Origin of the sequence: Amycolatopsis acidicola, from assembly GCF_007713735.2 — a bacterium.
Taxonomy (GTDB): domain Bacteria; phylum Actinomycetota; class Actinomycetes; order Mycobacteriales; family Pseudonocardiaceae; genus Amycolatopsis_E; species Amycolatopsis_E acidicola.
Map to the genome: position 1 here is coordinate 1 of NZ_VMNW02000037.1, position 13,465 is coordinate 13,465.

Consider the following 13,465-nt stretch of genomic DNA (forward strand, 5'->3'; position numbering starts at 1 on the left):
GTGGTGGGCCGTCCGGGGATGGGCCGCATGCTGGGGTGGCGAATCGCTTGGGCAGGGTGGTGAACCGCTCGGTGGGGAGGCGGACGCCTCAGCGGGTGCCGCCGGGCGAGGCGCGCGGGGAGAGAACGGGCACCATCCGCGCCGGAGCGGCAAACATGCCGTCGCGGCGGGCAAACACACGCACCGTAGCCGCCAAAACAGAGCCGTGGCGGGCAAACACACCCGGCCGCGCTTCGCGTCGGCGAGTTGGCCGCCCGCGTCGGCGAGTTGGCCGTTCCCGTCGGTGAGTTGGCCGTTCCCGTCGGTGAGTTGGCCGCCCGCGTCGGCGGCCGGAGTCCACTGTGGACCGGTCCCCGAACCGCCGCGGTAAACCCGCTGCGCCGGGCGCACGCCTCAGCGAAAACCCCTCACCGGCCGGGGAGCAACCGCGAGCGTTGGTCCACCAGCTCCGCATACGTGCCGTCGCGTTCGGCCCAGCGGTGAGTCAGGACGCGGTCCACCAGGATCTCGGCGGGGGTCGGTTCCTTCGCCAGCAACGGCATCACCTCGTCGAGATACGCGTCGAGGGGCAGGGCCGCCGGGTTCACCTTCTCCTGCCCGGCGGTGGCGACCGCGGGCGGCACCAGCTCGGCCACCTCGACGCCCGTCCCCGCGAGCTGCGCCCGCAGCGATTCCGTATAGGCGTGCACACCGGCCTTCGACGCGCCATAAGCGGGCATGAGCGGGAACGGCAGAAACGCGATCCCCGAGCTCACCGTGAGAATCGTCCCCGCACCACGCCCGACGAGGTGCGGCGTGAAAGCACTGACGACGCGGATGGTGCCCAGCAGGTTCGTCTCGATCGTCGTCTCGGCCGCCGCGAGGTGCGACGGATCGCGCAGATCTTCGGGAAGCATGACGCCGGACATCGTGACCACGACATCGAGCCCGGGATGAGCGGCGAGCACTTCGTCACGGGCGCGGCTGACCGACTCCGGATCGGTGACGTCGATCCGGACCGTGCCGGGCCCCTCAGGATCCCGCCCACCGACGACCACCGTGCTCCCCGCGTCCGCGAACCGGCGCGCGAGCCCGCGCCCGATTCCCGAAGTACCGCCGACGACCAAAACCGTCCGGTTGCCGATCTCCATCCTGACCTCCTCGAACTGGGCTACAGCAACCACCGTGCCCCGCATCCGCGCCGCTGGGGAGATCCCCGCCGATCCTGGGAGTGGCGGGACCCCCGTCCGGACGGCACGCCACCGGGCCGGCGCCTAGGATCACCGTCGTGACCGGACCCGAGGAGCTCAAATCCCTTGCCTGCGCCGAAATCGACCGGCGCGCCGGCGAGATCGTCGCGCTGAGCGAGGACATCATGCGGCATCCCGAGACGGGCTACCGCGAGTTCCGCACGGCCGACGTCGTCGCCGGACAGCTCGAGGCGCTCGGCCTCACCCCGGAAACGGGGCTCGCGCGCACGGGCGTGAAGGCACGGATGAGCGGGCGCGCGGCGGGCCCCACCGTGGGCATCCTCAGCGAGCTGGACAGCCTCGTCATCCCCGATCATCCTTACGCCGACCCGGAAACGGGCGCCGCGCACGCCTGCGGGCACAACTCGCAAATCGCCGCGATGGTCGGCGCGGGGATCGGGCTCGCGACCGTCCACGAGGAACTCGACGGCGACGTCGTGCTGTTCGCCGTACCCGCCGAGGAATGCATCCAGACGAGCTGGCGCCTCGGCCTGCGCGACGCGGGCGAACTGCACCACACCGCGGGCAAGGCCGAGCTGATCCGCCGCGGCCATTTCGACGACGTCGACCTCGCGCTGCTCACCCACGCCGGCACCCCGGAACCCGCGCTGGGCCTGGGTTTCACCGGCACCGGCTCGCTGCTCATGCGCGTCCGCTTCCACGGCAAAGCCGCACACGCCGCCGCCTCCCCCGAAGCCGGGATCAGCGCGTACAAGGCGGCCACGGTCGCGATCGCCGCGATCGACGCGCACCGCGAGATGTTCCGCGAGGGCGACGGGATCCGCGTGCACCACCTGATCACGCATTCGGGCGCGGCCGTCAGCTCCATCCCGGCGCTGACCGAAATGGAGATCCTCGTCCGCGCGCACACGATCGACGCCCTGCGCGCGACGGCGAAGCGGGTCGAGGGCGCGCTGCGCGGGGGCGCTCTCGCGATGGGTGCCGACGTCGAAATCCTCACCACGGTCTCGTTCCTCCCCTACGCCGACGACGCCCCGCTCGCCGAAGTGGTCGAGGCGAACGCGCGCGAGCTCGTCGGCGACGGGTACGCGCGGCTGACCGGGTCCGGTGGCGGTTCGACGGACATGGGCGACCTGAGCCGGGTCATGCCGGTGGTGCAGGCGATGGCGGCCGCCGGGGTGGACGCGCCCTTCCACGGCAACGCTTTCCACACCGCCGACCACGTGTCCGCCGCCGTGGTCCCGGCCAAGCTGATGGCCATGACCGCGATCGACCTCCTGCACGACGGCGCCGCCCGTGCCCGCGAGGTGATCGCCGGCAGCGGGCCGAAACTGTCGCGTGAGGACTTCGCCGGACTGCACGACTCCCTGACGCGCGAGTCCGTGTTCCGCAGTACTGATCACGCCTTGTGATCGTTGTCTCAGCGTCAACAGGCCCGTACGGGTGATAAGTTCTGGTCCGTCATGAGTTCCGGCGCCAAGCCCCGGCTGGCCGGACGGCAACCCTCCAACTGCGGTGGGGTGCCCCGGGTGAAGACATGGCCGCCCACGGCGCGTGGGAGGCAAGCGCGGACCTGCCAGCCCAGGTCCCTCTGACCTGAGGACGATGCACGATGCTCAAACGCGTGGGCGCGATCGTGGCCGCGGCGGCCGTCCTGTTCACCGGCGCGTGTTCGGTGGACACGGCGAACACCGGCGGCTCCGGGGATTCCGGCCGGTCGATCACGGTGACGGCGTTCGCGGGGGCGTGGAGCGACGCCTTCCGGACGTCCTTTGTGGAGCCGTTCGAAAAGGAAACCGGCATCAAGGTGAACCTGGTGCTGGGCGCGGACGCCGACTGGCTGACCAAGCTGCGCGCGGCGAACGGCAAGAACCCGCCGTTCGACCTGGTGGCCTTCACCTCCGAGTCGGTGCGGGCCGCGGTCGGCGGCAACCTGCTGCAGCCGCTGGACACCGCGAAGATCACCACCTGGCCGCAGCTGTCGAACACGCTGGTGCAGCAGGGTTCGGTGGACGGCAAGGCTTACGGCGCCCCGCTGACCACCGGTTCGCTGGGCTGGCTCTACCGCACGGACAAGATCACCGATCCGCCCAAGGACTGGCAGGACATCTTCGATCCGGCCTACTGCGGGCACATCGCGCTGCCCCCGCTGACCTACAACCCGGGTATGCAGTTCTTCTCCGCGCTGGTGCACAGCCTCGGCGGGCAGCTGTCGAATCCGTCCGATGTGGACCGTGCCTTCGCGCAGCTGGAGAAGCTCAAGGGCTGCGTGACCTCGTACCCGGCGGACGCGGGCAGCGTGGCGACGACCGTGCAGAACGGTGACGCGTGGATCGTGCCCTTCTGGGACGGCCGCGCGCTGGCGATGGAGAAGGCGGGCCAGCCGATCGGCTTCACCTACCCGGCCTCGGGCGCGGTCGGCGCGCTCACCTCGTACTACGTCCCGGCCGGCACCACTCACTCCGACGACGTCTACAAGTTCCTCAACTACCTGACCGCCGCGCAGTACCAGAAACCCTTCGCGGAGGCCACGTTCTACGGCGCGGGCAACGACACCATCACCTACAGCGCGGACTTCGACGCCAAGATCAAGCACGGCGAGGACGTGTACAAGACCTTCACCTGGGTCGACTACGCGGCCGCGACCCCCAACCTGAACAGCTGGCAGCAACGATGGAACCAGATCTTCGGGTGAGCGAGCACCTCGAGATCACCGGCCTGACCGCGGGCTACGACGGGAACTCCGTCCTGGACGTGGACGCGCTCAGCGTCCGCAAGGGCGAGTTCCTGTCGGTGCTCGGCCCGAGCGGCTGTGGCAAGACGACCCTGCTCAACACGCTCGCCGGGTTCATCAAACCGAAGTCCGGCACCATCAGCCTCGACGGCGAGGACCTCACCGCGGTGCCGCCGTACCGTCGCGGGCTCGGCCTGGTGTTCCAGAACTACGCGCTGTTCCCGCATCTCAGCGTCGCCGACAACGTCGCCTACGGTCTCAAGGCGCGCAAGGTACCCAAGGCCGAGCGCGCGGAACGCGTGGAAGAGGCGCTGCGCCTGGTCAGCCTGAGCGAGTTCGCCGGGCGCCGTCCGCGTCAGCTTTCCGGTGGGCAGCAGCAGCGGGTGGCCGTCGCGCGGGCGCTGGCGATCCGGCCTTCGCTGGTGCTGCTGGACGAACCACTGTCCAATCTGGACGCCAAGCTGCGCCGCGAGATGCGTGTCGAGCTGCGCGCGCTGCAGCAGCGCCTGGGTATCACGATGGTGTTCGTGACGCACGACCAGGAGGAGGCGCTCGCGCTCTCCGACCGGATCGTGCTGCTCAACGGCGGCCGGGTCGAGCAGGCCGGGACGCCGGAAGAGGTGTACCGGACGCCGGCCACGCGCTTCGTCGCCGAGTTCCTCGGGGCCGCGAACGTGCTGGAGGGCAAGGCCGGAGACGGCAAGCTGACCGTCGGCGAGAACAGCTTCCCTTGGCAGGGCGAGGTTTCCGGCGACGTGACCATCGCCGTGCGGCCCGAGCGCGTGCGCCTCGGCGGCGAGGATTGGCCGAAGGCGAAGGTCGTGTTGCGGTCGTTCCTCGGCGACACCTGGCAGGTCGAGCTGGTCCTGCCCGGCGGTATCCGGCTGACGGCCCGCGCGGACGAGGCCCCGGCCGAGGGCAGTGAAGTTCCGGTGAGCTGGGAGCCAGGCGATGTCATCGTCCTCGGCTGAGAAGCCGCGCCGGCGCGGGCTGACCTTCGTCCTGCCGGCGCTGGCGTTCCTGATCTTCCTGCTGATCGTGCCCATGGTCCGGATGCTGATCATGAGCTTCCACCCGGTCGACCAGTACGGCGCCGCGCTGCCCGGGTTCACCGGGGCGCAGTACGGCCGCGTGTTCGGCGAGTCGTTCTTCCTCGAAGCGTTGCTGCACAGCCTGGTCGTCGCGCTGGTGGTGACGGCGCTGTGCCTCGTGCTCGGCTACGCGGCGGCGTACGTGCTCGCCCACCGCAGGCCCGGCGTCGTGCGGACTTTGTTGCTGCTCATCGTGATCTCGCCGCTGCTGACGAGCGTGGTCGTGCGCACCTACGGCTGGTCGGTGCTGCTGTCCGGCAACGGGCTCGTGAACCGCGTGCTCGTCGGCCTCGGCCTGAGCGACCAGCCGGTGAACCTGCTCGGCAGCACCGGCGCGGTGATCGTCTCGGTGACGCACGTGCTGCTGCCGTTCGCGATCGTCCCGCTCACCACGGCGCTGCGGAACATCGAGCCGAACCTCTCGCGCGCGTCGCTGAGCCTGGGCGCGGGCCCGGCGCGCACGTTCTGGCGCGTGACCGTTCCGCTGAGCCTGCCAGGCGTCGCGGCCGGTGTGCTGATCGTCTTCTCGCTGGCGATGGGCATCTACATCACCCCGATGCTGATCGGCGGCACCAACCAGCCGCTGGCCGGAATCCGGGTCTACGACCAGGTTTCGAGCGTGTTCGACTACCCGATGGCCGCGGCGCTGTCGTTCGTGCTGCTCCTGCTCACGGGGGTCTGCACGGCGCTCTTCGGCGGCGGGTTCCGGCTGTGGACGCGGAGGCTCAATGGCTAAGCTGCTGACCGTCGCGGGCCGGGTGTTCGCGGGTCTGGTCTTCCTGTTCCTGCTGGCGCCGCTCGTGGTGCTGGTGGTGGCGTCGTTCAACTCGGCGGACTCGGTGGCGTTCCCGCCGTCCGGGTTCTCGCTGCGCTGGTACTCCGCGGTGCTGTCCTCACCGGACTGGCTGGTGTCGTTCCAGCTTTCCGGGTTGCTGGTGGTGTTCGTCGTGCTCACCACGGTGGTGCTCGGCACCACGGCGGCGTACGGCATCGCGCGCGGGACGTTTCCCGGAAAGGGCGCGCTGGCCGGGTTAGCGCTGGGCCCGCTGCTCATCCCGGAGATCATCATCGCCCTCGGGCTCCTGTACTACCTGCAGGGTCTGCAGCTGACGAACACGATCACCGGGCTGTGGCTGGCGCATTCGCTGATCGCGCTCCCCTACGTCGTGCGCGCGGTGCTGGTGAGCGCGTCCGGCCTGGACGTGACGCTGGAACGGGCGGCCGCGAGCCTCGGCGCGAGCAACCGCCGCGTGTTCTGGACGGTCACGCTTCCCTTGCTGCGCCCCGGAATTATCGCCGGAGCCGTCTTCGCCGCCGTCACCTCGCTCGGCGAAGTGGCCATCACCGCGCTCGTCGCCGGGGCGAACACCACCACCGTGCCGCTGCGCATCTTCTCGGCCGTCCAGTTCCAGCTGGACCCGTCGGTCGCCGCGGTGTCCACCCTGCTGCTGGCCGCCAGCGTCATCGTGATGCTGGTACTGGAGCGATTCGTGCGCCTGTCGGAGCTGCTGTGACCATTCGAGCCGGAATCGACGTCGGCGGCACGTTCACCGACTTCGTCCTCGCCGGCGCGGGCGAGGAAGTGCTGCACCACAAGGAACCGAGCACGCCCGCGGACCCGACCGAGGCCGTCGCGCGCGGCCTGGCCGCGATCGCGGAGCTGGCCGGGATCGCGCCCGGCGAGTTCGGCGCGATCACCCACGGCACGACGATCGGGCTGAACACGATCATCCAGCGGCGCGGCGCGCGGCTCGCGCTCGTGGTGACCGAGGGATACCGCGACATCCTGGAGATCGGGCGCAGCCGTCTGCCCTCGTCGTTCGACCTGCACGCGGCGAAGGAAGAGCCGCTCGTGCCGCGCGAAGTGGTCGTCGAACTGCCCGCGCGCCTGAACCCGGACGGCACCCCGGCCCGCACCCCGACCGACGAGGACCTGGCCCGCGCCGCCGCTTCGATCGACGCGGACGCCGTCGCGGTCGTCGTGCTCCACGCCCACACCAACCCGGAGTTCGAGGCGGACATCGCGGCCCGGCTGGCGAACCTGTTGCCGGGCACCGAAGTCGCGGCCTCGGCCACGGTGTGGCCGGAGGTGCGGGAGTACGAACGGGCACTGGTGGCCTGTCTCAACGCCTACATCCAGCCGCTGATGCACGCCTACTTCGAGCGGCTGGAAGAGCGGCTCGCCGCGCTGGGAGTAACGGCGCCGGTCACCATCGCGGGCTCGAACGGCGGCGCGCTCAGCCTTTCCGCGGCGGTCGGCCGTCCTATCGAGACAGTCCTCTCCGGACCGGCCTCCGGCGTGACGGCCGCGACGAAACTCGCCGGAGAGGCGGGGATCGGGCGGCTGGTCACGTTCGACATGGGCGGCACGAGCAGCGACATCGCGGTCGCGCTGGACGGGGCGCCGGAGATCGCCACCCGCACCACGGTCGGCGGGCTGCCCCTGGTGCTGCCGGTGGTCGCGGTCAACGCGATCGGCGCGGGCGGCGGATCCGTGGTGCGCGTGGACGAACAGGGCGTGCTCAAGGTCGGCCCGGAAAGCACGGGCGCGGTGCCCGGCCCGGTCGCCTACGGGCGCGGCGGCACCCGGCCCGCCGTCACCGACTGCTACCTGCGCACCGGGCTGATCGACCCTGGCTCGTTCCTCGGTGGCCGGATGACGCTCGACGCCGGCGCGGCGGACAGGGCGCTCGCGGAGGTCGGCGAGCGGATCGGGCTGGACAGCATCCGTGCCGCGGCCGCGGCCCTGCGTGTCGCGACCGCGGGAATGGCCGTGGAACTGCAGAAGATCCTGGTGCAGCGCGGACTGGACCCCGCCGAGTTCACGCTGGTGCCCGTCGGCGGCGCGGGCCCCACGCACGCGGCGGCCCTCGCCGAGGAGGCGGGCATCAGTGAGATCGTGGTGCCGCCCGCGGCGGCCACGTTCTGCGCGCTCGGCGCCGCGGCCGCGGACCTGCGCCGTGACTTCGCGCGCAGCCTGCGCCGTCCGCTCGACGCGGCGGGAATCGCGCGGCTGCGGGACATCCTCGCCGAACTGGAGCAGCAGGCGCGGGTGTGGCTGGGCGAGCAGGGTGTGGCGACCGGGCAACCGCGGTTCGACGTATCCGCGGATCTCAGCTACCTCGGGCAGGCGTTCGAGCTGCGCGTACCCCTGACCGACCTGACCGAAGAAGCCGTGGCCGAAGCGTTGCACGCGGAACACGAGCGGCTGTACGGCTTCCGGGACACCACCGCGCCGATCCGGCTCGGGACGGCGCGGCTCACCGTGGTCGGGCCCGTCCCGCCGTTGCCGTCGAGGACCGTGCCGGCCGGGGGCGGCGAGCCGGAGCCGGGCGGCACCCGGCCGGTGTTCCTCGGTGAGGACTGGACAGAGGCCCGCGTCTACCAGCGGGCGGCCTTGCGGGCCGGAGACCGGTTCTCCGGGCCCGCCGTCGTGGAGCAGGAGGACACCACCGTGGTCGTGCCCGGGGGCTGGTCGGTGACCGTGGACGAGTTCGGCAACCTGCGGGTGCGGCGATGAAGCTCGACCCGGTCACCCTGGAGATCATCGGCAACAAGTTCTCCGCGCTGGCGGAGGAGATGTGCCTGACGCTGCAGCGCACCAGCAGATCCTTGTACGTCAAGGAAACCGCGGACTTCTGCTGCGCGCTCGCCGGCCCCGAAGGCGGGTTCGTCGCGTATCCGCGCGGGATCGGCGTGTCCGGGTTCGTGGGGCTCGACGTGGCCACGACGGCGGAGGCGGCGGGTCCGCTGGAGCCGGGCGACGTGGTGATCACGAACGACCCGTTCACCTCGGGCGGGCTCGCCACGCACCTGACCGACCTGCAGCTCATCGCGCCGTACTTCGCCGACGGGGAGCTGATCGGCTACGGCTGGGCGTTCATCCACTGCTCCGACATCGGCGGCCGGGTGCCCAGCAGCCTCTCCCCCACCAACGACGAGATCTTCCAGGAGGGGCTGCAGATCCCGCCGGTGAAACTGGTCCGCGCGGGCGAGCCGAACACCGACGTCGAGCGGATGATGGCGGCCAACAGCCGGATGCCCGACGCCAACCGCGGCGATCTGCAGGCCATGATCGCCGCGCTGCGCACCGGCCGCACCCGGCTGGCGGCGATCGTCGAGCGGCACGGCGTCGCGGATGTGCTGGCGGCGCAGCAGGATGTCGTCGACTACACCGCCGCGAAGGCGCGGGCCGCGCTGTCCACTTTGGACGACGGCACGTTCCGGTTCGTGGACTACCTCGACGACGACGCGGTCTCCCCCGTGCCGGTGCGCATCTCGGTCACCGCGACGCTGGCCTCGGGCTCGCTGCACCTCGACTTCACCGGCACCGATCCGCAGGTGGCCGCGGCGTTCAACATCGCGAGCCTTGGCCGCCCGCACGCCTGGATCACCACCCGGGTGCTGGCGCTGATCTGCACGCTGGACCCGGCGATCGCGCTGAACGCCGGGCTGGTGCGGCCGATCACCGTGACCGCGCCCGAAGGCAGCGTGGTCAACGCCGTGCGCCCGGCCGCGGTCGGTGTCCGGCACGCGACGGCTTCCCGGGTCAACGACGCGCTGGGCGGCGCGCTGGGCCTGGCGGCGCCGGATGTGCTTCCGGCCGCGTCGAGCGGGCTCGTGGTGCCGGTGGTGCTGGCGGAGCAGGACAACGTGCAGGTGCTGGAGCCGATGGTCGGCGGCACCGGGGCGCGCGCGGGCGCGGACGGCGTGGACGGGCGCGACAGCGGGATTTCCAACCTGGCCAACAATCCCGTCGAAACGGTGGAAACCGAGATCGGCGCGGAGATCCTGCGTTACGGACTGGTGCCGGACTCGGGCGGGGCCGGGCGCTGGCGCGGCGGGTGCGGGCTCGAACTGTCGTTCCGCGTGCGCGAGGACGGTGCACGGCTACTCGCGCGCGGGCTGGAACGGCAATGCTTCCGGCCGTGGGGCGTTCAGGGCGGTGGGCCGGGCACTCCGGCGGTGCTGTCGGTGAACGGTTCGCCGGTGGGGAAAGTGGATGTGCTGCCGCTGAACCGGGGCGACGTGGTGACGCTGCGGACCTCCGGCGCCGGCGGCTACGGCGACCCGTTCCGGCGTGACCCCGAGGCGGTGCTGCGGGATGTGCGCCGTGGCCTCGTTTCCGTGGAGGCGGCGGAGCGGGAGTACGGGGTTGTGCTGTCCGGCAACGAGATCGACTCAGCGGCGACGGCGCGGGCCCGCTCCCGCGCGGAGCGCGAAGGGTTCGGTTTCGGCCCGGAGCGGCAGGCGTGGGAGTCGGTCTTCGACGTCGAGACCGGTGACGAGTTCGTGCGGTACCTGTTCACTTTGCCCCTGCACCAACGTTATCGCCGCCGGGCGGAGATCGTGGCGTCGGTGCTGGCGGAGCTGCCCGACGGGTTCCCCCGCTCGACACCGACCGACGAACAACGCGAACGAGCCTCGGCCGTACTGCGTTCGGCTATCCGTTGAGGATGCGACGGCCGAGCGCTGTTACCACCGCGTCCTCCTGCGGAGCGTGGACGCGGGCGCAGAGTACGTCCCGGTAGTGCCGCTGGAGCGGGTTGTGGCGCGTGAGCCCGGGATTCCCGGCCAGCGTCATCGCCTGCTCGACGGCGCCGATCAGTGACCGCGTTGCCTGCGTCTTCGCGACGCCGATGCGTTGTGGCGCCTCGGGATCGCCGTCGTCGATGCGCCGGGCGAGGCCGAACAGGACCTCTTCGGCGCCCTGGATCGCTGCCGCGATCTCGCCGACGCCGGTCTCGAAACGCGGGAGCGTAGCGAGGGGTTTGCCCAGCCCGCTGGGCACGCGTTCGCGGAGGAACCGCACGAGCCAGTCGAGCGCGTTGCGGGCGACGCCGAGGTACAGCGCTGGGAGCGTGACCTGCCACGGCTGCGCCGAACGCGGCGGGACTTTGTCCGGTGTGGACAGATCGAGCGCGGGTTCGGCGGGCACGTCGGTGAAAACGACGTCGTGGCTCGCGCTGGCGCGCAGGCCGAGGTGATCCCAGGTCTCGTCGATCGCGATGCCGGGCGCGTCGCCGCGCACGAGGAAGTTGCCGACGCGCGGCTCGGGCTCGTCGGTGCGGGCCCACACCACCATCCAGCGCAGCGCGACCGAACCCGTCGAGTAGATCTTGCGGCCGGTGAGCCGCCAGCCGTCCTTCGTGCGGCGCGCCACGGTTTCCGGCAGGCCGCCCCGGCTCGGCGAACCTAGCGCGGGCTCGACCTGCAGCGCATTGATCAGCACCGGGCGTTCGGCCGATTCGGCGAGCGCCGCGCGGTAGATCTCGTCCGGCCAGGTGCCGTTCTTCCCTTGCCCCGCATGGGCGAACAGCGTCATCGCGGTGACGAGCGCCACAGCCGGATCACCGCGGCCGAGCTCGGCGAGGAGCTTCGCGGTGTCGAGGATTCCCGCGCCCTGGCCGCCGTAGCGGGGGTGCACGGTGGTGGTGAGCAGGCCCGCCGAATGCACGAGATCGACGCCCTCGAACGGGAAGCTGCCGTCCCTGTCGTGCTCGCCCGCGCGGGCCGCGAGCCCGGTGACGATCCGTTGCAGTGCAGGGGCGGCGACGCGGGTCACGGGGTTCCTCCGGGGGTAGCTGGACGTCGTCCAGGTTACCCGCGGAGGTCCAGTGTGGACTGTGATCCCGATGGCCGGAACGGGGCCGTCCGCGCCCGCGGACAGGCGCCCACGGGCGAGCTACCCATTCACCGCCACGAGAGACGAACACGCCCCGCGAGAGGCCAAATCACCACCACGAGCGGCCAACACGCCCGCACGAGCGGCCAACACACCACCGCGAAAGGCCAACACGCCCGCGCGAGCCGCCAACACAGCACCGCCAGAAGCCAACACGCCCGCGCCGCGGCGACCGGCCCGCGACCGCGAACGTCCCGGCCACGAGCCGCCTCAGTCGGCGGTGAGCCTGGCCCGGATGTCCGGTTTGAGCACCTTCCCGATCTTCGACCTCGGCAGATCGGGCCAGATCTCCACCTGTTTCGGCGTTTTCACGCTGCCCAGCCGGTCCTTCACGAACGCGGCCAGCTCCTCGGCCGTCGCCTCGCGGTCGGGGCGGAGCTGGACCACCGCCGTCACCCGCTCGCCCCATTTCTCGTCGGGCAGCCCGAGCACGGCGCTGTCCTGCACGGCGGGATGCGCGGCCAGCGCCTTCTCCACCTCGGCCGAGTAGACGTTGAACCCGCCGGTGATGATCATGTCCTTGGCGCGGTCGACGATGTACAGGAAGTTCTCCTCGTCGAGGTACCCGATGTCCCCGGTGTGGTGCCAGCCGTACGCGCTCGCCGCCGCGGTGGCCTCCGGGTTCTCGTGGTAACCGTCCATCACCAGCGGGCCGCGCACCACGATCTCGCCGCGCTCGCCCCGCTTCAGCAGGTTGCCGGCGCCGTCCATCACCGCGACCTGCGTCAGCGGCGTCGGGCGTCCGGCCGAGGAAAGCCGTTCCGTGGCAACACTTCCGTCCATCCGGAAGTGGTCGGCCGGGGCCAGTGTCGAGATCATGTTCGGGGCCTCGGTCTGGCCGAACAGCTGCCCGAGCACCGGCCCGATCCGCTTCAGCGCCTCCTCCAGCCGCGTCGGCGACATCGGCGCGGCGCCGTACCACAGGCAGCGCAACGATCCCAGCTCCGCCGCGTCGAGCTCCGGCCGGTCGAGCAGGCCGTAGATGACCGTCGGCGGCAGGAACGCGTGCGTGATCCGGTGCTGTTCCACGAGACGGAGGAACTCGCCGAGATCGGGGTTGGGCATGATGACGATCTCGCCGCCGAGCGTCAGGACCGGGAAGGTCAGCACCCCGGCGGAATGCGTGAGCGGCGCCAGCGCGAGATACCGCGGCCGGTCGCCGAAGGGGTAGCTCATCAGGGTCAGCGCGGTCGCCGTGGCCATGTTCCGCCCGGTCAGCCGGACTCCCTTCGGTTTTCCCGTCGTACCACCGGTTCCGGCGAGCATGCACAGCTCGTCGCTCGCGCCCCGGATCTCCTCCGGCTCGCCGGCGCCGGCGGTCCACTCGGCGAACGCGCGGGCCTCCTCGGCCTCGCCGTCCAGGCACACCAGCGTCTTCAGCTCCGGCAGCCGGTGCCGGATCTTCGCCACGAGCGGCGCGAACTTCCGCTGGAAGAGCAGCGCCCGGCAGCCGAAAAGGTCCAGCAGCTGCCGGTTCTCCTCGGCCTCGTTACGCGGGTTCACCGGGCACCACACCGCGCCTGCGCGGGAAATGCCGAAGACGCACGTCAGCGCGATCGGGTCGTTGCCGGAGAGGATGGCGACGCGGTCGCCGCGCCGGATCCCGGACGCCTGCAGCGCGCCGGCGACCTGCCGCGACTGCCGCACCACCTCGTCGTAGGTGAGCGTTTCCTCGTTCATGGTCAGGCAAGGCGCCTCGCCACCGAGTGACGCGCCCTTGTCCAGGTAGTCGGCCAGCCGCACTGCTCACCTCACGGGGAAGCCG

Annotated in this window: 10 protein-coding genes and 1 riboswitch; of the genes, 7 read left to right on the top strand and 3 right to left on the bottom strand. The window is 71.2% G+C overall.

The features are described from left to right. Positions 1 to 407: 407 nt before the first annotated feature. A complete protein-coding gene (locus FPZ12_RS23355) occupies positions 408 to 1,130 on the bottom strand; it encodes an SDR family oxidoreductase (protein ID WP_144747767.1) in 723 nt (240 codons plus the stop codon). A 137-nt stretch (positions 1,131 to 1,267) separates the two neighbouring features. On the opposite strand from FPZ12_RS23355, the gene FPZ12_RS23360 reads away from it, so the two are divergent. From FPZ12_RS23360 to FPZ12_RS23390, 7 genes are all read left to right on the top strand, one after another. After that, positions 1,268 to 2,602, top strand: coding sequence for an amidohydrolase (locus FPZ12_RS23360; protein WP_144747768.1), 1,335 nt, complete (start codon positions 1,268 to 1,270; stop codon positions 2,600 to 2,602). A 47-nt stretch (positions 2,603 to 2,649) separates the two neighbouring features. After that, positions 2,650 to 2,764, top strand: a riboswitch (SAM riboswitch). Positions 2,765 to 2,802: 38 nt separating this feature from the next. Next, positions 2,803 to 3,885: an ABC transporter substrate-binding protein gene (locus FPZ12_RS23365; protein WP_144747769.1), complete on the top strand. Its 1,083-nt coding sequence runs from the start codon at positions 2,803 to 2,805 to the stop codon at positions 3,883 to 3,885. Next, on the top strand, positions 3,882 to 4,895 hold the full coding sequence (locus tag FPZ12_RS23370) for an ABC transporter ATP-binding protein (RefSeq protein WP_243769985.1): 1,014 nt from the start codon (positions 3,882 to 3,884) through the stop codon (positions 4,893 to 4,895). The genes FPZ12_RS23365 and FPZ12_RS23370 overlap by 4 nt, the downstream gene beginning before the upstream one ends. Next, positions 4,876 to 5,751, top strand: coding sequence for an ABC transporter permease (locus tag FPZ12_RS23375; protein WP_144747771.1), 876 nt, complete (start codon positions 4,876 to 4,878; stop codon positions 5,749 to 5,751). The genes FPZ12_RS23370 and FPZ12_RS23375 overlap by 20 nt, the downstream gene beginning before the upstream one ends. Continuing rightward, the gene (locus FPZ12_RS23380; protein ID WP_144747772.1) at positions 5,744 to 6,529 is read left to right on the top strand and encodes an ABC transporter permease; all 786 of its coding nucleotides are present in this window, start codon (positions 5,744 to 5,746) and stop codon (positions 6,527 to 6,529) included. The genes FPZ12_RS23375 and FPZ12_RS23380 overlap by 8 nt, the downstream gene beginning before the upstream one ends. After that, positions 6,526 to 8,535 (top strand): hydantoinase/oxoprolinase family protein, encoded by a 2,010-nt coding sequence (locus tag FPZ12_RS23385; RefSeq protein WP_208025964.1) that lies wholly within the window; start codon positions 6,526 to 6,528, stop codon positions 8,533 to 8,535. Before FPZ12_RS23380 ends, FPZ12_RS23385 begins: the two co-directional genes overlap by 4 nt. Continuing rightward, positions 8,532 to 10,469: a hydantoinase B/oxoprolinase family protein gene (locus FPZ12_RS23390; RefSeq protein WP_144747773.1), complete on the top strand. Its 1,938-nt coding sequence runs from the start codon at positions 8,532 to 8,534 to the stop codon at positions 10,467 to 10,469. Before FPZ12_RS23385 ends, FPZ12_RS23390 begins: the two co-directional genes overlap by 4 nt. On the opposite strand, the gene FPZ12_RS23395 is transcribed toward FPZ12_RS23390, so the two are convergent. Further along, positions 10,459 to 11,580, bottom strand: coding sequence for an acyl-CoA dehydrogenase family protein (locus FPZ12_RS23395; protein WP_144747774.1), 1,122 nt, complete (start codon positions 11,578 to 11,580; stop codon positions 10,459 to 10,461). The genes FPZ12_RS23390 and FPZ12_RS23395 overlap by 11 nt on opposite strands. Before the next feature lie 330 nt (positions 11,581 to 11,910). Beyond that, entirely contained in the window at positions 11,911 to 13,443 is a 1,533-nt protein-coding gene (locus tag FPZ12_RS23400) for an acyl-CoA synthetase (protein ID WP_144747775.1), read from the bottom strand. Between the last annotated feature and the right edge of the window lie 22 nt (positions 13,444 to 13,465).